This window comes from Sphingopyxis sp. GC21 (assembly GCF_025727575.1).
In the GTDB taxonomy this organism is placed as follows: Bacteria; Pseudomonadota; Alphaproteobacteria; order Sphingomonadales; family Sphingomonadaceae; genus Sphingopyxis; species Sphingopyxis terrae_A.
Window position 1 is genome coordinate 526241 of sequence record NZ_CP095845.1, and the last position, 25584, is coordinate 551824.

Here is a 25584-nt window from a genome sequence, read left to right on the forward strand (position 1 = left end):
TAGACCCGCATTATGACCGACGCTTCTTCCTCCCCCGTTCCGCCCGTCACCATCCACCGCAGCGATTATCGCCCGCCCGAATGGCAGGTGCCCGACATCGCGCTCGATTTCGCGCTCGGCCTCGATACGACGCGCGTGGGTGCGGCGCTGTCGGTCGTGCGCCATGCCGATGCGCCGGCCGCGCTGACGCTGCGCGGCGACGGCCTGACCCCGCTCGCGGTGCGCGTCGATGGCGAAAGCTGGAACGATTGGCATATGGAGGGCCCCGACCTGATCGTCGATCTCGGCGACCGGGCCCGCGCTATCGTCGAGGTCGATACCGCGATCGATCCCACGGCCAATACCCAGCTCATGGGCCTTTATGCCTCGAACGGCATGCTCTGCACCCAGTGCGAGGCCGAGGGGTTCCGGCGGATCACCTTCCATCCCGACCGTCCCGACGTCCTCAGCCGCTACAAGGTGCGGATGACGGGCGACAAGACGGCCTTTCCGATCCTGCTGTCGAACGGCAATTGCGTTGCAAAGGGTGCGGGTGACGACGGCAGCCATTGGGCTTTGTGGGAAGATCCCTGGCCGAAACCTTCCTATCTTTTCGCGCTCGTCGCGGGCGATCTTGTCGTCAACCGCGACAGCTTTACCACCATGTCGGGGCGCAAGGTCGAACTGGGCATCTGGGTGCGCGCGGGCGACGAGGGCCGCACCGGCCACGCGATGCAGGCGCTCAAGGACAGCATGGCGTGGGACGAGCGCGTCTATGGCCGCGAATATGACCTCGACCTGTTCAACATCGTCGCGGTCAGCGATTTCAACATGGGGGCGATGGAGAACAAGGGCCTCAACATCTTCAACACGCGTTATATCCTGGCCGATCCCGACACAGCGACCGACCTCGACTATGACGGGGTGCAGGGGGTGGTCGCGCACGAATATTTTCACAATTGGTCGGGCAATCGCGTCACCTGTCGCGACTGGTTCCAGCTCAGCCTGAAAGAAGGCTTCACCGTCTATCGCGACCAGAGTTTTTCGGCCGATATGGGTTCCGCACCGGTCAAGCGAATCGAGGATGTCCGCCTGCTTCGCGCCGCACAGTATCCGGAGGATGCGGGGCCGCTCGCGCACCCGATCCGGCCCGACAGCTATCAGGAGATCAGCAACTTCTACACCGCGACCGTTTACAACAAGGGCGCGGAGATCATCCGGATGATGGCGACCCTGCTCGGTCCGCAGCGCTTCCGCGCCGGCACCGACCTCTATTTCGACCGCCACGATGGCGAGGCCGCGACGTGCGAGGATTTCGTGCGCGCGATGGAGGAGGGCGGGGCGATCGACCTGACCCAGTTCCGCCGCTGGTACGAGCAGGCGGGGACGCCGCGGCTCAAGCTGACGCTTTCAGAGGATCAGGGGCAGTGGGCGCTCGATGTGGTGCAGACCGTGCCGCCGACCCCCGGCCAGCCCGAAAAACTGCCGATGATGATGCCGCTGCGTATCGCGGCCTTCGATAGAAGCGGCGGTGCATCGCTGCCCGATACGCTGGTGACGCTGACCGGTGCGACGCAGCGGATCGCGCTCGGCGCCTTCGACGGGCGCCCTGCCTTGTCGGTCAACCGCGGCTTTTCGGCACCGGTCATCGTCGATTTCGATCGCGCGCAGGGGGAACTCGCCTGGCTTGCGGCGCATGATCACGACCCCTTCGCGCGCTACGAAGCCTTGCAGCAGCTCATGCTCGACACGCTTGTCGCGGCAGCGGCGGGGAATGAAGTCGATCATCGGGCGGTGGTCGATGCGGTGGCGCAGACGTTGCGTGGGCGCGGCGAAGATCCGGCCTTCGTTGCCGAGGCGGTGCTGCTGCCCAGCGAGGCGTTCATCGGCGACCAGATGCTCACCGTCGATCCCGACGCAATCCGCCGCGAACGGCTGGCGCTGCAGGCCGCGATCGGCCGCGCGCTCGAGGAGGAATGGCGCGCGATACTGGCGGGCAAGGCACCGCCGGCGACCGACCTGTCGCCGCACGCCAAGGGTGAACGGCGCCTGCGCGGCGTCGCGCTCGCCTATCTTGCCGCGACGGGGATCGCCGATATCCCGGCGCTTGTCTTCGGGGTGTTTTCGGATGCCGACGGCATGACTGAGCGTCAGGCGGCGCTGGCGACGCTCGCGCATGGCGACAGCGACGAACGCGCCCATGCGCTCGACATCTTCTATCAGCGCTACCGCGACAATCCGCTCGTGCTCGACAAATGGTTCCAGGTACAGGCGTGGTCGATGCGCCCCGACACGGTGGAGGCGGTGCGCCAGCTGGCCGAGCATCCCGATTTCACCCTGTCCAATCCGAACCGGGTGCGATCGCTTTATGGGGCGTTCACGGGCAATCAGGCGGCCTTTCATCAGGCCGATGGCGCGGGCTATCGGCTGATCGCCGACCTTGTCATCGCGCTCGATCCGCGCAATCCGCAGACCGCGGCGCGAATGATCCCGCCGCTCGGGCGGTGGAAGCGCTTCGACGAGGCGCGCGCCGCGATGATGCGCGCCGAACTGGAACGCATCCTCGCCCAGCCCGGCCTGTCGCGCGACACGACCGAACAGGCGTCGAAGAGCTTGCTGGGCTGAGCGATCAGGCCGGCGCCGACAGCTTGGTGCCGACGACGCCGATCACGATCAGCGCCATGAAGCCGATCTGCACGGTGCCGATTTTTTCGCCGAACAGGACGATACCGCCGATGATGACGCCGACCGCGCCGAGGCCGGTCCAGATTGCATAGGCGGTGCCGGCCGAAATCTCGCGCATCGCAAAGGCGAGCAGCGCCATGTTGAGGAAGCTGAGCGCGATCGGCACCGTCGAGGCCTGCCACGTGCCCAGCGTTGCGGCCCATTTCAGGCTGAGTGCCCAGCAAATTTCGGTGAAAACGGCGATTGCCAGGATGAACCATCCCATGCGCGAGTCCTTTCGTCAGGCGGGCTCGTGCGGGAGGCGCACGCCGGAAACCCGAAAGAGGCGATGCGCGAAAGAGGCGGCTATCGCGGCCGCGGCTCGCCCCTAAGGGGCAGGCGCGCAAAGTGCAAGAGTGGAGCGACGAAGAGGCGCGGCGCGCGTCAGCCTGCGAGCCAGGCCGCGACGTCCGCGGCGACCTTGTTAGCGGCGCGGGTCAGCGCCTCGCCGACCGGCTTTGCCTCGATCTTGCCGCCGATCGGTTCGCGCACCTCGAAGCGGCGCTGTGTGACCGTCTTGCCGCCCGCCGCGACGCGCATCGCCTGGAGCGAGACGACCGCTTCGTTGGTGCGCGCATCGACGCCGAACTCGAGCAGCTGGCTGGCAAGCTGTTCGCCCGGTGCGGTCAGATACTGACCTTCGTCGAGCACGACCAGCGGGGTTTTTGCCGCAACGGTTTCCGACAGGAGCCGCTGGAACAGGCGCTGCGGCGCCTCCACCCACTGGGCGTCCTTGACATAGGCGACGCTCGCATCGTCCTGCTGCACCGGGATGCGCGTGGTGCGCAGCTTTTGCGGCGCATTCGGGATCAGGATCGTCAGCGTCTGCGCTTCGCCCGCCGAGCGCGCCTCGCCGACGACCGGGGCGACATCGGAATCGAGCGTGAGCAGAAAGGGCGGCGCCTTGCCGCCGAAACTGACACAGGCCGAGAGCGACAGCGCGCCCAGCGCGAGCAGCGCGGGGGTGCGAAGACGGCGAAGCGGGTGGGGCATGGCGGTCGTCATCCTCATTTCTTGTAATCGGGCAGCTTGCTGCCGCCGAGCACCGCGCCCGCGCCTTGCTGATCGAGCTTGTCGGTCAGGCTCGAAAGCGAGGAGGAGGTGCGGCGCAGGTCGCGGATCAGCGCATTCGCTTCGGGAATCGTCGTTTCGCTGAAGGTCTTGAGGCCGGGCCGGGCGTCCGAAATCGCCGATTCGAGCGTCTGCATCGACTTGTTTGCGGAGGCGAGCGTGTCGCGCAGATTGCGCATCGCAGGATCGACATTGCGGTCGATCGTGCCCTGCGTCGCGGCGGCAAGATTGCCGATCTGTTCGGCCGCGGTCCCCGTCTGCTGGATCGCAACGCGCGTGTCGGCGAGCGCGGCTTCGATCGCCGGTCCGTTGCGCGCGAGGATCGCGGTCGATTGCTCGACATTCTTCAGGATCGCCGCGAAGCTCGCCTGATTCTTGTCGTCGGCCAGTTCGGCCAGCCGCTCGGTCAGCGTCGACAGGCGCTGGAGAAGCTGCGGCGCGGTGTTGAGCAGTTCGCCGAGCCCACCAACGCGCGTCGGGATGACCGGTTTGCCGGCGGGGCCCTTGTCGGCGATCGGCGGCGCGCCCTTGACCGCGCCGTCGAGCGAGATTTGCGATACGCCGGTGAAGCCGACGCCTTCCAGCGCCGCGGTCGTCCCCTGCAGCACCGGCACATGCTCGTCGACTTCGATACGCACGCGGACGAATTGCGGATCGTCGGGCCACAGCGCGATCTGCCGCACCTGGCCGACGGGAACGCCGGAGAATTGCACCTGTGCGCCTTTGTTCAATCCGTCGACAGACTGTTTGAAAAATATATCATATTCCTGACGCTTGCCGCCGCTGTCGTTCGCCAGCCAGACCACGAACAGCGCGAGCGCAACGGTGAACAGCAGGACGAAGGCCCCGACCAGAACATTGTTCGACCGCGTTTCCATCAGCTCTTCCTATCTGCCCGCGTCAGCGCGTCGTTGCTGCCAGAGGCGGCGCGTCCGCGCGGTCCGTTGAAATATTCCTGTATCCAAGGATGCTCGGTGGCAAGAAGTTCCGGAATCGTGCCGACCGCGATCACTTTTTTCTCGGCCAGCACCGCGACCCGGTCGCAGGTGGCGTAGAGCGAATCAAGGTCGTGGGTGATCAGGAACACGGTCAGCCCCATCGTGTCGGCCAGTTCGCGGATCAGCTCGTCGAACTTCGCGGCGCCGATCGGGTCGAGCCCCGCGGTCGGTTCGTCGAGGAACAGCAGCGCCGGATCGAGCGCCAGCGCCCGCGCCAGCCCCGCACGCTTGACCATGCCGCCCGACAGCTCGGCCGGATATTTGGGGCCGGCATCGTTTGGCAGGCCGACCATCGCGACCTTGTAGGCCGCGATTTCGTCGAGCAGTTCAGAGTCCATGCGCGGATAAAATTCGCGCAGCGGCACCTGGATATTCTCCGCAACGGTGAGCGTCGAGAACAGCGCACCGCCCTGGAACATCACGCCCCAGCGACGGCGCAGGTCGCGCGATTCCTCTTCGTCGACGATCGTGTCGAGCGTCTTGCCATAGACTTCGACCTCGCCCGCGGTCGGGATCTGCAGCCCGATGATCGACCGCATCAGCACCGACTTGCCAGTGCCCGATCCGCCGACGACTCCCAATATCTCGCCCGACCGCACGTCGAGATCGAGGTCTTCGTGGATCACCGCATCGCCGAACTGGTTGCACAGGCCGCGCACCTTGATCGCAATGTCGAATTTTTCGGGTTCGATGAGCTCGGCCATCAGTTCCAGCCCAGCGAGGTGAAGAAAACGGCGAAAAAGGCGTCGAGAACGATGACGAGGAAGATGGCGGCGACAACCGCCGAGGTCGTCCGCTTGCCGACTTGCTCGGCATTCTGGCGCACCTGCATCCCTTCGTAACAGCCGGTGACGCCGATCAGGATGCCGAAAACCGGTGCCTTGATCAGCATGATCCAGAAATCGGTCATCGGGATGATTTCACGGATGCGCTGGACATAGGTCAGCGGCGGGATTTCCAGCCCGACCCAGCAGAAGATGCCGCCTCCGATGATCGCGCAGATGCTGGCATAAAAGCCGAGCAGCGGCATGGTGATCGTCGATGCCGCGACGCGCGGCAGGACGATCGCCTCCATCGGCGACACGCCGATCGTGCGCATCGCATCGACTTCCTCGGTCAGCTTCATCGTTCCGATTTGCGCGGCGAAGGCCGAACCCGACCGGCCGGCGACCATGATTGCGGTCATCAGCAATCCCAGCTCGCGGATCGAGGCACGGCCGACGAGGTTGATCGTGAACACCTCGAGCCCGAATTGCTTGAGCTGCACCGATCCCTGCTGCGCGATGACGATGCCGATAAGGAAGCTCATCAGCCCGATGATGGGCAGCGCGTCGACGCCGACGGTCTGGAACCGCGTGACGATCGCATTCCAGCGGATCGCGCGGCGCGCGCGGATCTGGTTGAACAGCGCGACGACCATCGCGCCGAAAAAGCCGATGATGCCAAGCAGTTCGTTCCAGATCGCCACACTTGCGGTGCCGAGCTGTTCGAGCATACGCACCCAGGCAGGGCGCCGGTCGCCATGGATGCGATACTCGCTGGTGTCGTTCGCCAGCGCGTCGAGCAGCCGCTGCGCATCCTGGCTCGCGCCGACGACCTTCGCGTCGTGGCGATGCATCGTGCGCGTCACGATCCACGCCCCGACGGTGTCGATGCGGGTAATATTTGAAAGATCGAGGAGCGAAATCGGTCCAAGCTCGTCGAGCCGCTGCGGCAGGTCGCCCATCCGGGCGAGCGTCAACCGGCCCGAGAAGCGGACCTCTGCGCCGTCAGCGCCATCATTCGTTTCGAAGTCCGCCCAAACCGCCATGACGCGGGCGACATTGGATTATTTGCCAGGGCACGGCAAGCGAATTGGCCGCGCTTGCGGCAGGCTGCGCTCTTGGCCGGCGGTGGGCGCGCGGTTATAGCGGGGTCATGGAGGTTCCGACGCTCGATCCCGTCCGCGACTATGCGCATCGTGTCGCGATGTACGACATGGACCGCACGATCACGCGGTCGGGGACGTATAGCGGCTTTCTGATGCACGTTGCGCGGCGGCGCCAGCAATGGCGGCTGCTGTTGCTGCCGCTGGTGGCGCTTGCCGCCGCTGCCTATTCCTTGCGGCTGATCGACCGGTCGCGGCTGAAGGCGATCAATCTGCGGCTGCTGGTCGGAAAGAGTTTCAACCGCGCCGAGATCGCTCCGCTCGCCGAAAGCTATGCCGATCAGGTCATCGCGCGCGGCGTGCACGCGGCGGCGCTCGACCAGATCGCGGCCGACCGCGCGGCGGGTTACCGCGTCCTCCTCGCGACCGCGTCCTTCCATCTCTATGTCGATGCGATCGCGCGGCGGCTGGGCATCGACGATGTGCTGGCGACCCGCCTCGACGCACCCGACGGCGCCGATCATATCCACGCGCGGCTGGCGGGCGACAATTGCTATGGCGCGGCCAAGTTCGCGCGCATCGGCGAATGGCTCGCCGATAATGCCATCACCCGCGAAGACGCGCACATCCGCGCCTATTCGGATCATGTCTCCGATCATCCGATGCTGGGCTTCGCCGACGAGGCGGTGGCGACGACGCCGTCGCGCGTGCTGAAGAAGCTGGCGCCGCAGCGGGGATGGGCCGTCGTCGACTGGCGGCAGAAGACATAGTCATCCCGGCGGTGCGGGAGGGCTTGCCTCGCTTCCGCTCAGACCGCGTCCAGTGCCTGCGCGAAGTCGGCGATCAGATCGTCAGCATCCTCGATCCCGATAGAGATGCGGACGAGATTGTCGGTGATGCCCAACGCTTTCTTGCGTTCGTCGGGGACCGACAGATGCGTCATCGCCGCCGGATGGCTCGCGAGCGTTTCGGTGCCGCCGAGGCTGACCGCGAGCTTCGCGATCTTGAGCGAGTCGAGAAAGCGGAAGCTCTCTTCCTCGCCGCCCTTGATGAACAGCGAGAAGGTCGATCCCGCGCCGCTGCAGTGGCGGTCGAAGATGTCCTGCTGGCGCGGGTCGGCAATGAAGCCGAGATAGCCTAGTCCTTCGACCTTGGGATGATCGCGCAGGAAGGTGCAGATCTTCAGCGCATTCTCGCCCGCCCGGCTCATGCGCAGTTCGAGCGTCTCGAGGCTGCGCAGCAGCATCCACGCCGTGTTGGGATCGCAGATGGTGCCGATCGTGTTGCGCATCGGCCGGATGATGTCGATCAGCCGCTGATCGCCCGCCACACCGCCCGCGACCAGGTCCGAATGACCGCCGGCATATTTGGTCAGGCTATAGACCACGAGTTCGGCGCCCTGCTTGAGCGGCTGTTGCCAGAGCGGGCCGAGGAAGGTGTTGTCGATCGCGATCGCGGGCTTGTGGTCGCCGGGGAAGGCGGCATCGCGTGCGCCGCGCACCGCCTCGACATCGACGAGCGCGTTGGTCGGGTTGGCCGGGCTTTCGAGATAGACGAGCGCGACCTTGCCGCCCTTTTCGTCGGCGAGCGCCTGGGCGCGGGCCAGCACGTCGTCGAGTTGTTCGCGCGTCGCGCCCGCCGGGAAATCGACGAAGCCGACGCCGAAGCGCGACAGGGTGCGTGCAACCAACGTTTCGGTCGCGGCATAGAGCGGACCCGAATGAACGATCACGTCATTCTGTCCGACGAGCGCCAGCATCAGCGTCGCGATCGCCGACATCCCGCTCGAAAAGACGAGCGCATCATCGGCGCCGTCCCACAGCGCGAGCCGATCTTCGACGATCTCCTGATTGGGGCCGTTGAAGCGCGAATAGACGAGGCCGTCGGCGGGGCCCTGCCTTTTGCCGGTGATATGTTCGAAGAAGCGCTTGCCCGCCGCCGCGCTTTCGAACGCGAAGGTCGAGGTCAGGAAGATCGGCGGCTTCAGCGCGCCTTCGGACAGAAAGGGGTCATAGCCATGCCCCATCATCTGCGTCGCGGGGGTCAGCTTCTTGCCGCCGACTGCTTCGATATTCGCCTTGTTCTTGCCGCGCGTGGCCATGACATGCTCCTGAAAATGATCACGCAGCTATAGCAAGGCTGGTTACGATTGAAACCGGTTCGCGGTCAGCCGGGTCAGGCAAGCGCGGCGATGGCCCAGATAATGCCGATCAGCAGCGGTACGCCGAGCAGATCGAGCGCCAGCCCCGCCTTGAGCATACGCGGCAGAGCGATGTTGCCCGTCGCCCAGGCAAGCGCGTTGGGGCCCGTTCCCGATGGCAGCATGAAGCCCCAGCTTGCCGCCATCGCGACGGGCAGGGCAAGGAGGACGGGATCAGTGCCGGTGGCCGCGATCAGCGCGGCGAGCACGGGCATGATGCCGCTCGCCGTTGCGACATTGCTGGCGAATTCGGTGATCAGTATCGTCAGCGCGACAATCACCGCCGCAAGGAGGATTGTCGGGATCGAACCGAGCGGTGCGAGAACCGCGCCCAGCCAGGCAGCAAGTCCGCTCTCGGTGATTGCGGCGGCGAGGGCAAGCCCGCCACCGAACATCATGATGACGCCCCAGGGCGCGCGATCGGCTTCCTTCCAGACGAGCAGCGGCCGGCCGGTACCGTCGGGCACGACGAACAGCAGCAGGCTGCCCGCCACCGCGACGGTGCCGTCGGTCAGCGCGCCCTTCGGGAACAGCGGTTCGAGCCAGGGCTGCATCACCCAGGCGATCAGCACGAGCAGAAACACGGGCACGACGCGCCGCTCGGCGGTCGACCAGATTGCCTGGTTGCCGAGCGCGGCCGCCGCCGCGCGCCCGTCGAACGGATGCTCGGCAAGCCGCTGCACCCGCGCAAGGACGATCATCGCAAAGGGCACCGACACAAGCACCACCGGCACGCCATAAATCGCCCAGTCGAGGAAGGAGATGTGCAGCCCGAGCGTCCGCTCGATCAGGCCCGCGGCAATGGCGTTGGTCGGGCTGCCGACCAATGTGCCCAGTCCGCCGAGCGAAGCGGCGAAGGCAATCCCCATCATCACGGCGCCGGGGAAACCCTCGGTATCGCCCTCGCGGGCGCCGGCGGCTCCGACGACCGCCAGCGCGATCGGCACCATGATGAGCGCGGTGGACGTGTTGGAAATGAACATGCTGAGCAGCGCGGTCGCCGCCATGAAGGCGAAGAGCAGCCCGGTCGCGGTCGGCGACGCGCGCTTGAGCAGCGCCAGTGCGAGCCGGCGGTGCAGCCCGACGCGCTCGATCGCGAGCGCGAGGAACGCGCCGCCCAGGATCAGAAACAGGATCGGCGAATAATATTCCTTGGCGATGGCATTGGCGTCCATCACCCCGAAGGCCGGGACGGTCAGGAAGGGAAGGAGTGCGGTGACGGTCAGCGGCATCGCTTCGGTCATCCACCAGATTGCCATCAGGACGGTCAGCGCCGCAACGCGCCACGCCGTCGGTTCCATGCCCGCGGGGGCCGGCAGCGCCAGCATCGCGACGAAAGCCAGCAAGCCGCCGATCAGCCCGAGCAGGCGCGTGCGCGTCATCCGTCCCCCAATCCGATCACCGAAAGCTGCCGGCCATAGCTGTTCTCGCTTTTATGGCAGGCGCGGCGATAGCTGAAATATTCCTCTGCTTCGGCGTAGGTGTCCTGCCCGCCGATGGCAACCTTGGCGACGCCCGCGGCCGCGAGGCGCGCCGCGACATAGGCGGCGATGTCGAACATGGCGTGTCCCGGCTTGCCAGCCGCGAAGAAGCGTTCGTTCGCGGGATCGTCGGCGATGAAGCGCTGCACGAAGCCGTCATCGACCTCATAGGACGCGCGGCCGATGCAGGGGCCGATCGCCGCGACGACATCGCTGCGTCGCGCGCCGAGGCTTTCCATTGCGTCGAGCGCCGCGTCGGTGATCCCGGCGATCGCGCCTTTCCACCCGGCATGCGCCGCCGCGACGACCCCCGCCGAGCGATCGGCAAACAGCACCGGGACGCAATCGGCGGTGAGGATGCCGAGCAATATGCCCGGCGTGCGCGTCGCCAGCGCGTCGGCTTCGGGCCGGGCGGCAAGGTCGCTGTCCGCATCGACGATATGGCAGCGATTGCCATGCACCTGATAAAGCCCTGTCAGAGTAGCGCCGGGCAGCACGGCGGCGACGACGCGGCGGCGATTTTCCGCAATCAGCGCGGCATCGTCTCCCGATCCCACGCCGCAGTTGAGCGAGGCAAGCTCGCCGGTCGACACGCCGCCGCGCCGTCCGAAAAATCCGTGCGCGACCCCGGCGAGCGGCGCGGCGGTGGTGAAAGGCGGGGTCACAGGTCGAGCCTCCAGATCCGGTCTTCGTCGATATGGTTGCCGACGCGGAATGCGTTGCGGCCGACATCGACGAAGCCATAGCGGCGGTAAAAAGCCTGCGCGCGCTGGTTCTCGGTGAAGACCGACAGATAGAGGATCGATGCCCTTTGGCGCGCCCAGTCGATGCCCCATTGCATCAGCGCCGCGGCAACGCCCGTCCCTTTGGCTTCGGCGGCGACATAAAGCTGGTGGAGTTCGGTCGCGCCCTCCGCCGGCTGCCCATCGGGCAGATCGAAATCGATGGGGCCAAGCTTGATATAGCCGAGGATCGCCTCGTCGGCGCCGCGGACGAGCGCGACTACCATCGCGGGATCGGCGATCTGCGCGCGCAGTTTCTCGGGCGGATTCCAGTCCGCGAGAAAGCTCGCCAGGTCGGCGGGATCGTAGATATGACCGAAGGTATGGACGAAGGCGGCTTCGGCAAAGCGCGACAGCGCGTCGGCGTCGGCAGCGGTCGCGAGCGTGACGTTGGTCATGCAATCTCTCCCGAACTATCGAATCCGGCGGGCTGCGGCCAGCCGGCGCCGGTCAGCGCCATCGCCTGGAACAATGTTCCCATCTGATCGCCCGCGACCAGCCGGTCGCGCTGTCCCTGCAAATCGCGCGCGCGTGCGGGCGAGGCAGCGACCAACGTCTGCAAGCGGGCGTCAATGCCCATCGCCTGCAACCACGCGCCCTGATCAACGGGGCCGAAGACGTTCGTGCCGGGGCGCCGCGCGGCATGGGCGAGCGCTGCGAAGTCGACATGGGCGGTCAGGTCGACCTCGCCCGGATCGGCGAAGGGATCGGCGAAACGATGCGCCTTTACCGCCTGCAGCGTGTCGCCGGTGGCGGGGCCGCAATAGCCATAGTCGATCGCGAGCATTGCGCCGCCCTGCCGTGCGAGCCGTGCGCTGCACTGATGCATCACCGCGGCGGCGACGGGCGCGGTTTCGACAATCGTGCCTTCGGCGCGGTCGCGCAGCGCCGGCGGTATGGCCTCGTCCGCGGGAACCGTGTCCGGAGCAGCGGTTATGCCGTTGCCCCCACGCACGACGATGCGCTCGCGCCAGCCGTCCTTCGTTGCCACATATTGATGGACGGGCAGCGCGTCGAAAAATTCATTGGCGATGACGATCAGCGGCAGGTCGTCCGGCAGGCTGTCGATCTCGTCATGATGCTCTGCGTCCGGCAGGCGCGCCGACTGCGCCGCGCGCAGCGCCGGGCTCGTCTCGACGAGGTGGAGGCCTTGCGGCTTGCAGTCGAAGCGGGCGGCGGTGCGCAGCGCGTCGGCGGCGAGTGTGCCGCGCCCCGGCCCCAATTCGACATAATGAAAGGCGGGGCCGCCCGCACGGGTCCACAGGTCGGCGATCCAGACGCCGACCATTTCGCCGAACATCTGGCTGATTTCGGGCGCCGTGGTGAAATCGCCCGCGGCGCCGAGCGGGTCGCGCGTCGCGTAATAATGCGCGTTCGCCGCCGCCATATAATCGGCGACCGTCACCGTCCGCGCCGCGGCAATTTCCCTCATCAAATCGTCGGGGGTCGGCGGTCCGTCAGGCAACGCTCTCGGACCCCGCGACGGGTTCGACGCGCTTGCGCCGACCCTTGGCGGTCGCGACGAGCCATATGCCGGCGAGCAGCATCGGCACGGTCAACCACTGGCCCATCGACAGGCCGGTCATGTCGACGACCCACTGGCGCTGAACATCGGGTTCGCGGAAATATTCGACGACGAAACGGCTGACGCCATAGAGGATCGCGGCCATGCCGAACAGGAATCCGGGCTTGTAGCGCGCATCGGTGCGCCAGAAGAACCAGGCGAGCACCGCCATCATGACGATGCCTTCCAGTCCCGCTTCGTAAAGCTGGCTGGGATGCCGCGGGTCCATCGTTCCGCTTTCGGGAAAGATGATCGCCCACGGCACCGTCGTGGCGCGACCCCACAGCTCGCCGTTCACGAAATTGGCGAGGCGGCCAAAGAAGAGGCCGAAGGGCACAACGCACGCGACATAGTCGCAAAAGCGCAGAAAGCTGAGCTTCTCCTTGCGCGTTACATACCAGATCGCGACCAGCACGCCGAGTACGCCGCCGTGCAGCGACATGCCGCCGTCCCAGAGGCGGAAGACTGCGGCGGGATCGCGGATATAGGATTCCAGATTGTAGAACAGGACATAGCCGATGCGTCCGCCCAGGATGATTCCGAGCATTGCATAGAAGATCATGTCGTCGGCGTGACGGCGCGCCATCGGCGAGCCCGGCTGGTCGATCAGCTTGGTAAGATACCAATAGCCGACGAAAATGCCCGCGAGATAGGCGAGGGCGTACCAACGGATCGGAAGCCCGAATACCGAAAAGGCAATCGCGCTATTGTCTCCCATCAGGTCATGGAAGTTCACATATTGCGTTGCTTCGGCTAGGGTTGCAAAAAGAAACATATATTCTCGGAACCTTCCCCAGGAGAGGCCTCCCCATAAGGGGTAAGCGCCACGAGACCAAGAGGAGAGATACAGGATGCCATCCGCGCTCGATCTGCGCCTGGACGCCGCATATGAACTGATCACCGGCCCCGGCGGGCCGATCCAGGTCGGATCCATCGAAAAGGACGGGCGTTCGCTGCCCTTCATCACCAATGCGCCGACGAATCTGGGCGACTATGTTGCGTTTTTTTGTGCGCAGCATGGCGACGCCACCTTTCTGGTCGAAGGCGATGAAAGGCTGAGCTTCAAACAGGTCTATGCCGCCGCGCGGAAAGTTGCGGCGGGACTGATCGAAACGCACGGCGTCGCGCGCGGCGACCGTGTCGGGCTGGCGATGCGCAATGCCAATGTCTGGTGCGTCAGCTACCTCGGCATCCTGCTTGCGGGCGGCTGCGCGACCCTGCTCAACGGCTGGTGGCAGGGCGGCGAGCTGGCCGCGGGAATCGAGGATGCGGAGGCGAAGCTGGTGATCGCCGATCCGCAGCGCGCGGCGCGACTGGCCGAACCCGGCGCGACGCACAGTGCCAAGGTCGTGACGCTCGACATCACGCGCCCGATCGCCGAAGCGATCGCGCCGGTCAGCGGCAGCGCCGACACCGCCTTGCCCGCGCTGACGGGTGATGATCTGGCGACGATTCTCTTTACCTCCGGTTCGACGGGTCAGTCGAAGGGCGCCTATTCGCGTCACCGTTCGGTGGTCCAGGCGATCTTCAACTATGTCACCCAGACCGCGAGCATCGTCCATCTTCTGACCGAAGACGGGCAGATGTCCGATATTCAGCCCGCGACGCTGATCTGCACCCCGCTGTTCCACGTCACCGCCGAAATCCCCGTGTTCCTGCAAAGCTTCGCGCTCGGCCGGAAGCTTGTGCTGATGCCGAAGTGGAATGCCGAAGAGGCGATGCGGCTGATCCAGGACGAACAGGTCAATTATTTCGTCGGCGTGCCGCTGATGAGCTACGAGATTCTCGTCCATCCGAACCGCAAGAATTACGATCTGTCGACGTGCAAGAGCTACGCCGGCGGCGGGGCGCCGCGCCCGCCCGAACATGTGAAGCGCCTGGCGACCGAAATGGGCGAGGGCAAGCCGCTGCTCGGCTATGGCCTTACCGAAACCAACGCCGTGGGCTGCGGCATCATCAACGAAAATTACGTCGAAAAGCCGCTTTCGACCGGCCCGGCGTCGAAACCGCTCGTCGATCTTGCGATCCTCGACGACAATGGCGCGGCGCTCGCGCAGGGACAGGTCGGCGAAGTATGCATCCGGTCGATCTGCAATTTCGAAGGCTATTGGAACAATCCGGCGGCGACCAAGGCGGCCTTTTTCGACAATGGCTATTTCCGCACCGGCGACCTCGGCTATCTTGATGCCGACGGCTATCTGTTCATCGTCGATCGCAAGAAGGACATCATCATCCGCGGCGGCGAGAATATCAGCTGTCAGGAGGTCGAGGCGGCGATCTACGAACATGCCGACGTCAACGAATGCGCGGTGTTCGGCCTGCCCGACGAGCGGCTGGGCGAAGTAGTCGGCGCTGTCGTGTGGCTGAAACCCGAGAGCAGCGTCGATGCAAACGAACTGACGGCCTTCCTGCAGGAGCGGCTGGCGGCGTTCAAGGTGCCCTATCGCATCTGGATGGCAACCGATGCGCTGCCGAAGCTGGGCAGCGAAAAGATCGACAAGGTCAGCCTGCGCAACAAATATCGCGAGGAATTTGCGGCTCAGCCCGCGGCATGATCGCAACGACGGCGTAACCGGAGAGGGAGCGGGAGCGAATGAGGGATATGGAAGAGGACCAGTCCCCCGTCGCCCCCGCGGCCGCCCCGCCGCCGCGCGTCTATCGCCATCGGCTGCCGACGCGGCTTTGGCACTGGATCAACGCCGCGACGCTGCTCGTCATGCTGATGAGCGGGCTGATGATCTTCAACGCGCACCCGCGCCTCTATTGGGGGCAATATGGCGCGAACTACGACCAGCCGTGGCTGTCGATCGGGTCGAAGGCGAATCGCGGCTACCTCCGCATTGCCGCGGTCGAGATCGACACGACGGGTGTGCTTGGCCGCTGGACCGACGCCAATGGTGCGACGAAGACCTGGGCCTTTCCGGGCTGGGCGACGATTCCCACCAGCTACAGCCTTGCCGACGGGCGGCGCTGGCACCTCTTCTTCGCCTGGGTGCTGGCGATCAGCCTGACGCTCTATATGCTGTGGACCGCGATCGGCGGGCATTTGCGCAAGGATCTGCACGTCCGGCGCCCCGAATGGTCGCCGGGGCATATCTGGCAGGATATCAAGGATCACGCCCGGCTGCGCTTTCCGACGGGCGAAGCGGCGGCGCGGTACAATATCCTGCAAAAGCTCAGCTATATCGGCGTGATCTTCGTGCTGCTGCCGCTGATGATCGCAACCGGGCTGACGATGTCGCCGGGGATGAACGCCGCGGCGCCGTGGCTGCTCGACCTGTTCGGCGGGCGCCAGTCGGCGCGCTCGATCCATTTCATCCTGGCCTGGGCGCTCGTCGCCTTCTTCCTCGTCCATATCGCGATGGTGCTGCTCGCCGGGCCGGTCAACGAACTGCGCTCGATGCTTACGGGCTGGTTCCGTCTGCCGGCCGACAAGCCTCGCGTGGGAGAAAACGCATGACCGGCCTGATCCTGCCGCGACGCGAACTGATCGTCCGCGCGGGCGGTATGGCGGCCGCGCTGCCGCTGCTCGCTGCGTGCGATCGGGTCAACGAGGCGCCCGCAGTGCGCAAGATCCTGTCGATGGGCGAGGAGATGAACCGCGCCAGCCAGCGGGCGCTGACGGATCGCGACGCCCTCGCCCCCGAATATGGCCGCGCCGACCTGTCGCCCGTCTTTCGCGCCAACGGCACCCGCCTGCCCGAAGGGGCAGACTATGCCGCGCACGCCGCGAACGGCTTTGCCGACTGGCGTGTTCGCGTATCGGGGCTGGTCGCGCGGCCCTTGTCGCTGTCGCTCGCCGATTTGCGGGCGATGCCGCAACGTCGGCAGATCACCCGCCACGACTGCGTCGAGGGATGGAGCGCGATCGCCGAATGGATGGGGCCGCAACTGCGCCAAGTGTTGGCAGCGGCAGGGGTGCGCGATGCGGCGCGCTATATCGTCTTTCATTGTGCCGACCGGATCGGAGGCGCGGCTTATTATGAAAGCTGCGACATGGTCGATGCGCTTCATCCGCAAACCATCCTTGCGTGGGCGCTCAACGGATCGGTATTGCCGATCGCCAACGGCGCGCCGTTGCGGCTGCGGATCGAGCGGCAGCTCGGTTACAAGCATGCCAAATATCTGACCGGCATCGAAGCGGTCGCCAGCCTCGAAAAGGTGGGGGCGGGGAAGGGCGGCTTCTGGGAAGACCGCATTGATTATGAATGGTATGCGGGTATTTAGGGGGCCGCAGGGGGCAGGCAAGACGCAAAAAAAGGTCGCACCCATGTCCATTCTCCGCCCGTTCCTGGCCCGCGTCATCCGTCACGGCCAGCTGACCGTCCTGTCGCCGGACGGGAGCAGCGAAAGCTTCGGCGCGCCAGCCGCCGGCTATCCCGAAGTGACGGTGCGTTTTACCACGCGAAAGGGGATGCGCCGCATCATCCTCGATCCGCGGCTCGGCGCCGCCGAAGCCTTCATGGACGGCGAGATGGAGATCGTTCAGGGCGATATCATGGAGCTGATCGGCCTGCTGCGCGCGAACACGCCGTGGGACCGCGGCGCAAAGCTCAAGGACAAGACCGCGCTCGGCGAATGGATCGAGGGGATGAAGACGCGGCTCAATTCGATCAACCGCCGGCGCTCGTCGCGCGCGAATGTCGCGCATCATTACGACATCGGCAACGACCTCTACCGCCTCTTCCTCGACAGCGACATGCAATATAGCTGCGCCTATTGGCCGCGCCCCGACATGACGCTGGAGGAGGCTCAGGCGGCGAAAAAGGCGCATATCGCGGCCAAGCTGGCGCTCGCGCCGGGGCAGCGCGTGCTCGACATCGGCTGCGGATGGGGCGGCATGGCGATCGCCCTCGCGCAGCTCGAACGGGTCGAGGTGCTGGGGATCACCCTGTCCGAAGAACAGCTCGCGCTCGCCCGCGAACGCGCCACGGCGGCGGGTGTGGCCGACCGGGTGCGCTTCGAACTGATCGACTATCGCGACCTTGCCGAGCGCGAGGTCGGGGGTTTCGACCGGATCGTGTCGGTGGGCATGTTCGAACATGTCGGCGCCGCCAATTTCGAAACCTTCTTTCGCGCCTGCGCCAATCTGATGACCGCCGACGGCGTGATGCTGCTCCACACCATCGGCCGTTTCGGTAAACCCGGCGCGACCGACGCCTTCACGCGCAAATATATCTTCCCCGGCGGCTATATCCCCGCGCTCAGCGAAACGGTCGCGGCGAGCGAAAAGAGCCGGCTGATCGTCACCGACGTCGAAACGCTGCGGCTGCATTATGCGCTTACGCTGCGCCAATGGTATGCGCGCACGCTGGCGCATCGGGGCGAGATCGTCGCCATGATGGACGAACGCTTCTATCGCATGTGGACCTTCTACCTGGCCGGCGCCACCGCGGCCTTCGAAAGCGGCGGGATGGGCAATTACCAGATCCAGTTCGCCCGCAGCCGCCACGCCCTGCCGCTGACCCGCGACTATATGGCTGAAGCCGAGGGGCATTATCTTTAGCCTCGCGATGGGAAGGGCGACAGGGGTCTGCTTCGGGGTGGAAGGGGACTTCGCCGCTCACCGCTTCGTGTTCCCCGGCGAAAGCCGGGGTCCAGGGCGTCGAACGCTGACGTCGGTGCCGTAAAGCCCTAGGCCCCGGCCTTCGCCGGGGAACACATATAGATGCTGGGCTCCACCTCAGTCGTCATCCCGGACTTGATCAGGGATCCATTATTCCGACGCTGCGTGAATGGATCCCTGATCAAGTCCGGGATGACGAAGGAAAATAAGTCCGCAACCGGTCGGATGCCGCCATTTCATCCCAGAAAGTCGCTGTCCTACAAAACCGGGTCGCGCTAGCCTCCTGTTTATGCCGTTTATTTCCACCCATATTGATCGCTTCGCCGCTTCGCCGCTTCGCCGCTTCGCCGCTTCGCCGCTTCGACCCGATCGCCCCTAAAGCGAAGAGGGAGATAGTTTGACCCTGCGCCTCGGTTCTCTTGTCGCGTTTGGGCTGCCGTTGAGGCCGCCAGCGGCTGCGCGACTATGATTTGCGCGTGAAGTTTCGCAGTTTTCCGTCTCTTTTTCCGATCGGGCCGTTGCGCCGCGTCGGCAGTCCTGCTAGCCGCGCCCGCGTCATTTCCCGCCAGAAGGTGCTGCCATGTCCGAATCCATCAAGCGCGTCGTCCTTGCCTATTCAGGGGGACTCGACACCAGCGTCATCCTGAAATGGCTGCAGGTCACCTATGGGTGCGAGGTGGTGACCTTCACCGCCGATCTGGGACAGGGCGAGGAACTCGAACCGGCGCGGGCCAAGGCCGAGCTGATGGGGATCAAGCCCGAGCATATCTATATCGACGATGTGCGCGAGGAATTCGTGCGCGACTTCGTTTTCCCGATGATGCGCGCCAATGCGCGTTATGAAGGCGATTATCTGCTCGGCACGTCGATCGCGCGGCCGTTGATTTCGAAGCGGCTGGTCGAAATCGCGCGCGAAACGGGCGCCGACGCGGTGGCGCACGGCGCGACGGGCAAGGGCAATGACCAGGTGCGCTTCGAACTGTCCTGTTATGCGCTCAACCCCGACATCAAGGTGATCGCGCCGTGGCGCGAATGGGATCTGACGAGCCGCACCGCGCTGATCGACTTCGCCGAAAAGAACCAGATTCCGGTGCCGAAGGACAAGCGCGGCGAAAGCCCCTTCTCGACCGACGCGAACCTGCTGCACACGTCCTCGGAAGGCAAGGTGCTCGAGGATCCGTGGCAGGAAACGCCCGATTACGTCTATTCGCGCACCGTGAATCCCGAGGATGCACCCGACGCGCCCGAATATATCACGATCGATTTCGAACGCGGCGATGGCGTCGCGCTCAACGGTCAGGCGATGTCGCCCGCGACGCTGCTTGCGGCGCTCAACGACCTTGGCCGCAAGCATGGCATCGGCCGCCTCGACCTCGTCGAAAACCGCTTCGTCGGCATGAAGTCGCGCGGTATGTACGAAACGCCGGGCGGCGAAATCTATGCCCGGGCGCATCGCGGGATCGAAAGCATCACGCTCGATCGCGGCGCGGCGCACCTAAAGGACGAGCTGATGCCGAAATATGCCGAGCTCATCTACAATGGCTTCTGGTTCGCGCCCGAGCGCGAGATGCTGCAGGCCGCGATCGACCACAGTCAGGAAAAGGTGAGCGGCACCGTCCGCCTGAAGCTCTACAAGGGCAATGCCAGCGTCGTCGGCCGCAAGTCGCCGAACAGCCTCTACAGCGAAGCGCATGTAACGTTCGAGGATGATGCCGGCGCTTATGACCAGAAGGATGCGGCGGGCTTCATCAAGCTGAACGCGCTGCGTCTCAAGTTGCTCGCGAAGCGCGATCGGTGACGCAGACGGGCAAGACGGCGATCCGGCAGGCCCGGGTGCCGTGGCGCTTTGTGCTGTTCACCGTCCTGCTCGCCGACATACTGCTCTTTCATCTGCGCTTCGCTTGGCCCGAGGCGGCGCTGCTCGGCTTCGTCGCCGCAGCACTGGTCTTCTTCGCAACGCTGGTGCCGCTGTTCCGCGACGGCAATGGCGCGATCCGCGAACAGGCCCAGCGCAACGATCCCGATCAGCTCATCTCGCTCGCGATCACCGTCGCGGTGCTGATGCTTGTGCTGTTCGGCGTCGGCTTCATTCTCCACGGCCGCGCCGACGCGCCGCTGCTCTGGCAGAAGATTTTGGTGCTCGGCACGCTGCTCGTCGCCTGGCTGTTCTTCAACATGGTGTTCGCGCTGCACTATGCGCATCTGTTCTACGCGCCCGATCGCAAGGGCGAGTATCGCGGCGGCATCGAATTTCCCGGCGAGCGCCAGCCCGGATATTGGGATTTCGCCTATTTCGCCTACACGCTGGGGATGACCTTTCAGACCAGCGATGTGGAGATCCACAGCCCGCATTGGCGCCGCATCGCGCTGGTCCAGAGCTTTGCCGCTTTCGTCTTCAACATCGGCGTCATCGCTTTCACGATAAACAGTCTCAGCGGCGGTTGAACCGGATTGCCGGGCCGATGGTCGCGCGACATGCCGTTTCCGGTCTTCATTTCCGGTCGCCTATGCTAATTTGCGGCATGGGGCGGACTCGGAGAACAGCATATGGATGCGCCGCCCGCCCATGATTCCGCCCGTCACGAATGGATGCCCTGCCTTGTCTGGCTGCCACGCTTTGCCCTGATCGTAACGACGCATGGCATCGCCACGCGCCTGCTACTGCCCGGCGCTTATTACGTGCGCTGGTCGCGCTCGCTGGGCCGGAAAATCTATCGCCGTCGCCATTAACTTCCTTTGGAAAGTATATTGTCTCGATTTCGCGAACGAATGGCACTGAATTTCACAAATAACGGCTTAGCATGACGTCACATCCTGCGCTAAGGGCGACGTCATGACCGCCATGCGCTTTTTTTCGGACAATGCCGCCGCCGTCCATCCCGCCGTAATGGAGGCGCTCGTCGCCGCCAATCATGTCGACACCGCCTATGACGGCGACGCGATCAGCCGGTCGCTCGACGCGGCCTTTTCAGACCTGTTCGAAACCTCTTGCGAGGTGGTGTGGATCGCGACCGGCACCGCGGCGAACAGCATCATCCTCGCCCATTTCGTGCGGCCGTGGCAGGGCATCCTCTGCTATGAAGAGGCGCATATCGAAGTCGACGAATGCGGCGCGCCGACCTTCTATTCGGGCGGCGCCAAGCTGATGACGCTGCCGGGCGCGGGCGCGAAGATCGACGCCGATGCGCTGAAGGCGCGGATCGCCGGTATCCGCAGGGATGTGCATCAGGTGCAGCCCGCCGCGATCAGCATCACCAACGCCACCGAATATGGCCTGGCGTGGCGGCCGGACGAAGTGCGCGAAATCAGTGAAATAGCGCGCGCCAATGGCATGAAGCTGCATATGGATGGCGCGCGTTTTGCCAATGCAGTCGCCTTCGCCGGCTGTTCGCCCGCCGATGTGACGTGGCGCGCGGGAGTCGATGCGCTGTCGTTCGGTTTCACCAAAAATGGTGCGATGATGGCCGAGGCACTGGTTTTCTTTGGTGGCAGCGGCGGGGCGGGGGTGCGCGAGCTCAAGAAGCGCGGCGGACATCTGCTCAGCAAGGGACGCTTCGTCGCAGCGCAGATTCGCGCGATGCTGAAGGACGATCTGTGGCTCGCCAATGCGCGCGCCGCCAACGCCGGCGCGCAGGCGCTCGCGCAGGCGTGCGGCGACCGGCTGATGCACCCCGTCGAGGCGAACGAACTCTTCGTGCGGCTGAGCGCCGAGGAAGCCGCCGACCTGCGCGCCCGGGGCTTCGACTTTTACGATTGGGGCGAGGGCGCCGCTCGTCTTGTCACGAGCTGGGACCAGGATGCCGCCGCAGTGGCGCCGCTCGCCGCCGCGATCGCGGCGCTATGACCGCACCGTCGGCGTCGCTGCTCAGCCCGCGCGTCCTGCTTCCCTTTGCGCTGGTAACGCTGATCTGGGGGTCGACCTGGATCGTCATCAAGGGACAGCTTGGCATCGTACCGCCGAGCTGGTCGGTCACCTATCGTTTTGCGGTTGCGGCGGCGGCAATGTTCGCCTTTGCCGTCGTCCGCCGTGAGCAATTGATGCCGGGTCCGCGCGCGCTGGCATTTGCCGCCATGCTCGGCGTCGCGCAATTCGCCTTCAACTTCAATTTCGTCTACCGCGCCGAACAGCATATCACGTCGGGGCTGGTGGCGGTGCTGTTCGCGTTGCTGATCGTTCCCAACACGTTGCTTGGCCGCCTGTTCCTCCGCACGCCGGTCGAGGGGCGCTTTCTGGCGGGGGCGGGGATTGCGATCGTCGGGGTGGCGATGATGATCCTGCACGAATATCGCGCCGCCGCGCTCGACGCGCACGCCGTGCTGATCGGAACCGCGCTCACCCTGTCGGGGGTGCTCAGCGCCTCGATTTCCAATGTGATGCAGGGGACGCATTTCGCGCGCGCGCAGTCGATGATCGTGATGATCGCGTGGGCCATGCTGTTCGGCGCGCTTGCCGACGGCGCCTTTGCGTGGATCACCACCGGTCAGCCGCAGATCGACGCGACGCCGGCCTATATCGGCGGCGTCTTCTATCTCGGCGTCATTGCGAGCGCAGTGACCTTTCCGCTCTATTTCGGCGTCATCCGCGCGGTGGGGCCGGGCCAGGCGGCGTGGTCGAGCGTGCTCATACCGATCATCGCGATGGGCTTTTCGACCGCGCTCGAGGGGTATCACTGGGCGCCGCTGTCGATCGCGGGCGGCGCGGTCGCGCTTGTCGGACTGGTGATCGCGGTCGCGAAACGGCCTGCCAAACCCTCCGTCAGCGGCAATATGGTGTCGATGCCGGTCGAGAGCGACTAGCCCGCGCTGATCCGTTCGATATCGGCGCCGACCGCCTGCAGCTTTTCCTCCAGCCGCTCATAGCCGCGGTCGAGGTGATAGACGCGGTTGACCTCGGTCTGGCCCTGCGCCGCCAGCCCCGCGATGATCAGGCTCATCGATGCGCGCAGGTCGGTCGCCATCACCGGCGCGCCGACCAGATGATCGACGCCGCGGACGATCGCGGTGCGGCCCTTGACCTGGATGTCGCAGCCCATGCGCGCGAGTTCGGGGACGTGCATGTAGCGGTTTTCAAAGATCGTCTCGGTGAACAGCGAGGCGCCCGTACCGAGCGTCGCCATCGCCATGAACTGCGCCTGCATGTCGGTGGCAAAGCCGGGGTAGGGCGCGGTCGATAGCGTGACGGGCTCGGCGCGGCCGTCCATAGCGACGCGGATCCCGGCCTTGGTCGTCTCGACCGTCGCACCGGCTTCGCGCAGCGCGGCGAGCGTCGCTTCCATCTCGTCGGCCTTGGCACCGACCAGTTCGACATCGCCCTGGGTGATCACCGCGGCGCAGGCGTAGCTGCCCGCCTCGATGCGGTCGGCCATCACGCGATAGGTCGCGCCATGCAGGCGGTCGACGCCTTCGATCGTCAGCGTTTCGGTCCCGATGCCGTCGATATGCGCGCCCATCGCGACCAGGCAGTTGCACAGATCGACGATCTCGGGCTCGCGCGCGGCGTTTTCGAGAACGCAGGTGCCCTTGGCGAGAACTGCCGCCATCACCGCATTTTCGGTCGCGCCGACCGAGACGACGGGGAAGGTGAACTTGCCGCCGGCAAGGCGCCCGCCGGGGGCGACGGCCTTCACATAGCCCGACGCGAGCTCGATCTCGGCGCCGAACGCTTCCAGCGCCTTCAGATGCAGGTCGATCGGGCGATTGCCGATGGCGCAGCCGCCCGGCAGCGACACGGTGGCTTCGCCCGCGCGCGCGAGCAGCGGGCCGAGCACGAGGATCGACGCGCGCATCTTGCGGACGATGTCATAGGGTGCGACGGTCGAGGTCAGCGTCGTCCCGCGCGCGGTCATCACGCGGCCGAAATCCTCGGGCCGCGATCCTTCGATCGTCGTCGAACAGCCGAGCTGGTTGAGCAGATGCCCGAAGCCATCGACGTCGGCGAGCCGCGGCAGGTTGCGCAGGGTCAGCGGCTCGTCGGTCAGCAGCGCACAGGGTAGAAGGGTGAGCGCGGCGTTCTTGGCGCCCGAGATGGGGATACGGCCCTTGAGTCGCTGGCCGCCGCGAATGACGATCTGATCCATCGGGCGTCTTTAGCGGATGCGTGGGTGCGTGCAAGCGGATGCGGTGGTCGGGTTGCGACCGAAGTACGATATTTACGGCATCGTCATCCCGGACTTGCACCCCGGCTTGCGCCGGCGAACGCAAGGCGATTTGCCGCAACGTCCGCTCTCCAACCCAATGCCGCCAATCCGCCAAACGCCGCCGCAGTCGCCACCGACCCGCCATTTGTTGCAGCTTGCCAGCGGCGCCGCGCTCGGCCAGACGGTTTTGAAATGAAACCAGAGGAGCGATGCATGAGCGGCGATTTCGATCAGGTGCGGGTCAGGCTGGCGACGGGGGTCGAACTCGACGTTGTTGATATGGGGCCGCGCGATGCGCCGGTGCTGATATTCCTCCACGGCTTTCCCGAATCGCACCGCACCTGGCGCTTTCAGCTGCCGCATTTCGCGCAGCATTTCCGCTGCATCGCGCCCGATCAGCGCGGCTATCGCGGGTCGTCGAAGCCGCAGGACGCCGCCTCCTACACCCCCGACAAGCTGATCGCCGATATCTTTGCGCTCGCCGACGCGCTGGACGTCGGCGATTTTACGGTCGTCGGGCATGATTGGGGTGGGGCGATCGCGTGGGGCGTGGCGCTCGGCGGTCAGCCAGGAGGGCTGCATCCCGAATGGTCGGGCCGCGTCACGCGGGCGGTCATCGCCAATGCGCCGCACCCTGCGATCTTTCAGCGCCTGCTGCTGACCAATGCCGAGCAGCGCGCCGCGAGCCAGTATATCCGCACCTTCCGCGATCCTGCCAGCGATGCGATTATCGAGGAGCATGGCATCGCGGGCATCCTTGCCCATGCCTTTGCGGGCAGGGTGCCGAGCGGCGGGATCCAGCCGCCCGACGAGATCGCCCGGCTGCTCAAGGATTGGGAGGATCGCGACACCTGCCGCGCAATGATCAACTGGTATCGCGGTTCGCCCGCCAATGTGCCCGCAATGGACGACCCCTATGCCGAGCCGCCCGCGATGCCTTTTCCGAAGCTGACGATCCCGACGCTGGTCGTCTGGGCGCTCGACGATGTCGCGCTGCCCCCGTGCAATCTCGACGGGATCGAAGAACTGGTGCCCGATATCTCCATCGTGAAGGTGCCGGGCTGCGGCCATTTTGTGCCTTGGGAAGCGCCCGATGCGGTCAACGCCGCGATGGACGAATTTCTCGCCGCAAACTGACCCGCGTCGCCGTTTAGCGGAGCCCGAAAAACGGCGGACGACTATAACAGTCGCCCGCCGGAGGGGTCGGTTTTGGGG

The 25584-nt window shown here is 65.4% G+C and carries 25 protein-coding genes; 13 read left to right on the forward strand and 12 right to left on the reverse strand.

All coding sequences use genetic code 11. From position 1 onward, the window contains the following. Nucleotides 1–12 precede the first annotated feature (12 nt). On the forward strand, nucleotides 13–2604 hold the full coding sequence (gene pepN / locus MU856_RS02495) for an aminopeptidase N (protein WP_263588290.1): 2592 nt from the start codon (nucleotides 13–15) through the stop codon (nucleotides 2602–2604). Between the two features lie 4 nt (nucleotides 2605–2608). Here pepN and MU856_RS02500 read toward each other — a convergent pair whose 3' ends face one another. The 5 genes from MU856_RS02500 to MU856_RS02520 form a co-directional block, all read right to left on the reverse strand. Next, complete coding sequence (locus tag MU856_RS02500) at nucleotides 2609–2929, reverse strand: DMT family transporter (RefSeq protein ID WP_003049205.1); 321 nt, start codon at nucleotides 2927–2929, stop codon at nucleotides 2609–2611. 158 nt (nucleotides 2930–3087) lie between these two features. Then, the gene (locus tag MU856_RS02505; protein ID WP_234179427.1) at nucleotides 3088–3696 is read right to left on the reverse strand and encodes an ABC-type transport auxiliary lipoprotein family protein; all 609 of its coding nucleotides are present in this window, start codon (nucleotides 3694–3696) and stop codon (nucleotides 3088–3090) included. A 14-nt stretch (nucleotides 3697–3710) separates the two neighbouring features. Beyond that, entirely contained in the window at nucleotides 3711–4652 is a 942-nt protein-coding gene (locus MU856_RS02510) for an MlaD family protein (RefSeq protein ID WP_003049211.1), read from the reverse strand. Then, the gene (locus MU856_RS02515) at nucleotides 4652–5476 is read right to left on the reverse strand and encodes an ABC transporter ATP-binding protein (RefSeq protein ID WP_003049215.1); all 825 of its coding nucleotides are present in this window, start codon (nucleotides 5474–5476) and stop codon (nucleotides 4652–4654) included. Before MU856_RS02515 ends, MU856_RS02510 begins: the two co-directional genes overlap by 1 nt. Continuing rightward, on the reverse strand, nucleotides 5476–6582 hold the full coding sequence (locus MU856_RS02520; protein ID WP_003049217.1) for an ABC transporter permease: 1107 nt from the start codon (nucleotides 6580–6582) through the stop codon (nucleotides 5476–5478). The genes MU856_RS02515 and MU856_RS02520 overlap by 1 nt, the downstream gene beginning before the upstream one ends. A gap of 107 nt (nucleotides 6583–6689) precedes the next feature. Between MU856_RS02520 and MU856_RS02525 the strand changes: the two genes are divergently transcribed. Next, on the forward strand, nucleotides 6690–7409 hold the full coding sequence (locus MU856_RS02525) for an HAD family hydrolase (protein ID WP_263588291.1): 720 nt from the start codon (nucleotides 6690–6692) through the stop codon (nucleotides 7407–7409). A gap of 38 nt (nucleotides 7410–7447) precedes the next feature. On the opposite strand, the gene MU856_RS02530 is transcribed toward MU856_RS02525, so the two are convergent. The 6 genes from MU856_RS02530 to lgt form a co-directional block, all read right to left on the reverse strand. Continuing rightward, on the reverse strand, nucleotides 7448–8740 hold the full coding sequence (locus MU856_RS02530) for a cystathionine gamma-synthase family protein (protein WP_263588292.1): 1293 nt from the start codon (nucleotides 8738–8740) through the stop codon (nucleotides 7448–7450). A 74-nt stretch (nucleotides 8741–8814) separates the two neighbouring features. Further along, a complete protein-coding gene (locus MU856_RS02535) occupies nucleotides 8815–10221 on the reverse strand; it encodes an SLC13 family permease (RefSeq protein WP_058812904.1) in 1407 nt (468 codons plus the stop codon). Beyond that, the gene (pgeF, locus tag MU856_RS02540) at nucleotides 10218–10985 is read right to left on the reverse strand and encodes a peptidoglycan editing factor PgeF (protein ID WP_263588293.1); all 768 of its coding nucleotides are present in this window, start codon (nucleotides 10983–10985) and stop codon (nucleotides 10218–10220) included. The genes MU856_RS02535 and pgeF overlap by 4 nt, the downstream gene beginning before the upstream one ends. Next, nucleotides 10982–11500: a GNAT family N-acetyltransferase gene (locus MU856_RS02545; RefSeq protein WP_263588294.1), complete on the reverse strand. Its 519-nt coding sequence runs from the start codon at nucleotides 11498–11500 to the stop codon at nucleotides 10982–10984. The genes pgeF and MU856_RS02545 overlap by 4 nt, the downstream gene beginning before the upstream one ends. Continuing rightward, nucleotides 11497–12534: a class I SAM-dependent methyltransferase gene (locus MU856_RS02550; RefSeq protein WP_263588295.1), complete on the reverse strand. Its 1038-nt coding sequence runs from the start codon at nucleotides 12532–12534 to the stop codon at nucleotides 11497–11499. Before MU856_RS02550 ends, MU856_RS02545 begins: the two co-directional genes overlap by 4 nt. Before the next feature lie 25 nt (nucleotides 12535–12559). Beyond that, nucleotides 12560–13441 carry a prolipoprotein diacylglyceryl transferase gene (gene lgt, locus MU856_RS02555; RefSeq protein WP_412072808.1) on the reverse strand — a complete coding sequence of 294 codons (882 nt, stop codon included), beginning with the start codon at nucleotides 13439–13441 and terminating at the stop codon, nucleotides 12560–12562. Nucleotides 13442–13517: 76 nt separating this feature from the next. Between lgt and MU856_RS02560 the strand changes: the two genes are divergently transcribed. The 9 genes from MU856_RS02560 (at nucleotide 13518) to MU856_RS02600 (ending at nucleotide 23029) form a co-directional block, all read left to right on the forward strand. Next, on the forward strand, nucleotides 13518–15221 hold the full coding sequence (locus MU856_RS02560) for a class I adenylate-forming enzyme family protein (protein ID WP_263588296.1): 1704 nt from the start codon (nucleotides 13518–13520) through the stop codon (nucleotides 15219–15221). A gap of 47 nt (nucleotides 15222–15268) precedes the next feature. Then, nucleotides 15269–16126: a cytochrome b/b6 domain-containing protein gene (locus MU856_RS02565; protein ID WP_062902014.1), complete on the forward strand. Its 858-nt coding sequence runs from the start codon at nucleotides 15269–15271 to the stop codon at nucleotides 16124–16126. Next, on the forward strand, nucleotides 16123–16893 hold the full coding sequence (locus MU856_RS02570; RefSeq protein WP_234179433.1) for a molybdopterin-dependent oxidoreductase: 771 nt from the start codon (nucleotides 16123–16125) through the stop codon (nucleotides 16891–16893). Before MU856_RS02565 ends, MU856_RS02570 begins: the two co-directional genes overlap by 4 nt. A gap of 43 nt (nucleotides 16894–16936) precedes the next feature. Beyond that, a complete protein-coding gene (locus tag MU856_RS02575; RefSeq protein ID WP_234179435.1) occupies nucleotides 16937–18172 on the forward strand; it encodes an SAM-dependent methyltransferase in 1236 nt (411 codons plus the stop codon). 640 nt (nucleotides 18173–18812) lie between these two features. Continuing rightward, entirely contained in the window at nucleotides 18813–20030 is a 1218-nt protein-coding gene (locus MU856_RS02580) for an argininosuccinate synthase (RefSeq protein WP_062765536.1), read from the forward strand. Beyond that, nucleotides 20027–20677: a DUF1345 domain-containing protein gene (locus tag MU856_RS02585; protein ID WP_062902017.1), complete on the forward strand. Its 651-nt coding sequence runs from the start codon at nucleotides 20027–20029 to the stop codon at nucleotides 20675–20677. Before MU856_RS02580 ends, MU856_RS02585 begins: the two co-directional genes overlap by 4 nt. Before the next feature lie 102 nt (nucleotides 20678–20779). Next, a complete protein-coding gene (locus tag MU856_RS02590) occupies nucleotides 20780–20962 on the forward strand; it encodes a hypothetical protein (protein ID WP_062902018.1) in 183 nt (60 codons plus the stop codon). A gap of 112 nt (nucleotides 20963–21074) precedes the next feature. Beyond that, on the forward strand, nucleotides 21075–22076 hold the full coding sequence (locus MU856_RS02595) for a threonine aldolase family protein (RefSeq protein WP_062903144.1): 1002 nt from the start codon (nucleotides 21075–21077) through the stop codon (nucleotides 22074–22076). Further along, entirely contained in the window at nucleotides 22073–23029 is a 957-nt protein-coding gene (locus tag MU856_RS02600; protein WP_263588297.1) for a DMT family transporter, read from the forward strand. Before MU856_RS02595 ends, MU856_RS02600 begins: the two co-directional genes overlap by 4 nt. Here the strand turns inward: MU856_RS02600 and murA are convergent. Further along, nucleotides 23026–24309, reverse strand: coding sequence for a UDP-N-acetylglucosamine 1-carboxyvinyltransferase (gene murA / locus MU856_RS02605; protein WP_234179436.1), 1284 nt, complete (start codon nucleotides 24307–24309; stop codon nucleotides 23026–23028). The genes MU856_RS02600 and murA overlap by 4 nt on opposite strands. Before the next feature lie 28 nt (nucleotides 24310–24337). Between murA and MU856_RS02610 the strand changes: the two genes are divergently transcribed. Further along, entirely contained in the window at nucleotides 24338–24565 is a 228-nt protein-coding gene (locus MU856_RS02610; RefSeq protein WP_202988254.1) for a hypothetical protein, read from the forward strand. A 17-nt stretch (nucleotides 24566–24582) separates the two neighbouring features. After that, nucleotides 24583–25506 carry an alpha/beta fold hydrolase gene (locus MU856_RS02615; RefSeq protein WP_062902020.1) on the forward strand — a complete coding sequence of 308 codons (924 nt, stop codon included), beginning with the start codon at nucleotides 24583–24585 and terminating at the stop codon, nucleotides 25504–25506. The last annotated feature ends 78 nt before the right edge of the window (nucleotides 25507–25584 follow it).

Excerpts from the sequence above, each read along its gene's own strand:
- pepN (WP_263588290.1), top strand. The coding sequence starts at position 13 with ATGACCGACGCTTCTTCCTCCCCCGTTCCGCCCGTCACCATCCACCGC.
- MU856_RS02500 (WP_003049205.1), bottom strand. The coding sequence starts at position 2,929 with ATGGGATGGTTCATCCTGGCAATCGCCGTTTTCACCGAAATTTGCTGG.
- MU856_RS02505 (WP_234179427.1), bottom strand. The coding sequence starts at position 3,696 with ATGCCCCACCCGCTTCGCCGTCTTCGCACCCCCGCGCTGCTCGCGCTG.
- MU856_RS02510 (WP_003049211.1), bottom strand. The coding sequence starts at position 4,652 with ATGGAAACGCGGTCGAACAATGTTCTGGTCGGGGCCTTCGTCCTGCTG.
- MU856_RS02515 (WP_003049215.1), bottom strand. The coding sequence starts at position 5,476 with ATGGCCGAGCTCATCGAACCCGAAAAATTCGACATTGCGATCAAGGTG.
- MU856_RS02520 (WP_003049217.1), bottom strand. The coding sequence starts at position 6,582 with ATGGCGGTTTGGGCGGACTTCGAAACGAATGATGGCGCTGACGGCGCA.
- MU856_RS02525 (WP_263588291.1), top strand. The coding sequence starts at position 6,690 with ATGGAGGTTCCGACGCTCGATCCCGTCCGCGACTATGCGCATCGTGTC.
- MU856_RS02530 (WP_263588292.1), bottom strand. The coding sequence starts at position 8,740 with ATGGCCACGCGCGGCAAGAACAAGGCGAATATCGAAGCAGTCGGCGGC.
- MU856_RS02535 (WP_058812904.1), bottom strand. The coding sequence starts at position 10,221 with ATGACGCGCACGCGCCTGCTCGGGCTGATCGGCGGCTTGCTGGCTTTC.
- MU856_RS02545 (WP_263588294.1), bottom strand. The coding sequence starts at position 11,500 with ATGACCAACGTCACGCTCGCGACCGCTGCCGACGCCGACGCGCTGTCG.
- MU856_RS02550 (WP_263588295.1), bottom strand. The coding sequence starts at position 12,534 with ATGAGGGAAATTGCCGCGGCGCGGACGGTGACGGTCGCCGATTATATG.
- lgt (WP_412072808.1), bottom strand. The coding sequence starts at position 13,441 with ATGTTTCTTTTTGCAACCCTAGCCGAAGCAACGCAATATGTGAACTTC.
- MU856_RS02560 (WP_263588296.1), top strand. The coding sequence starts at position 13,518 with ATGCCATCCGCGCTCGATCTGCGCCTGGACGCCGCATATGAACTGATC.
- MU856_RS02565 (WP_062902014.1), top strand. The coding sequence starts at position 15,269 with ATGGAAGAGGACCAGTCCCCCGTCGCCCCCGCGGCCGCCCCGCCGCCG.
- MU856_RS02570 (WP_234179433.1), top strand. The coding sequence starts at position 16,123 with ATGACCGGCCTGATCCTGCCGCGACGCGAACTGATCGTCCGCGCGGGC.
- MU856_RS02575 (WP_234179435.1), top strand. The coding sequence starts at position 16,937 with ATGTCCATTCTCCGCCCGTTCCTGGCCCGCGTCATCCGTCACGGCCAG.
- MU856_RS02580 (WP_062765536.1), top strand. The coding sequence starts at position 18,813 with ATGTCCGAATCCATCAAGCGCGTCGTCCTTGCCTATTCAGGGGGACTC.
- MU856_RS02590 (WP_062902018.1), top strand. The coding sequence starts at position 20,780 with ATGGATGCGCCGCCCGCCCATGATTCCGCCCGTCACGAATGGATGCCC.
- MU856_RS02595 (WP_062903144.1), top strand. The coding sequence starts at position 21,075 with ATGCGCTTTTTTTCGGACAATGCCGCCGCCGTCCATCCCGCCGTAATG.
- MU856_RS02600 (WP_263588297.1), top strand. The coding sequence starts at position 22,073 with ATGACCGCACCGTCGGCGTCGCTGCTCAGCCCGCGCGTCCTGCTTCCC.
- murA (WP_234179436.1), bottom strand. The coding sequence starts at position 24,309 with ATGGATCAGATCGTCATTCGCGGCGGCCAGCGACTCAAGGGCCGTATC.
- MU856_RS02615 (WP_062902020.1), top strand. The coding sequence starts at position 24,583 with ATGAGCGGCGATTTCGATCAGGTGCGGGTCAGGCTGGCGACGGGGGTC.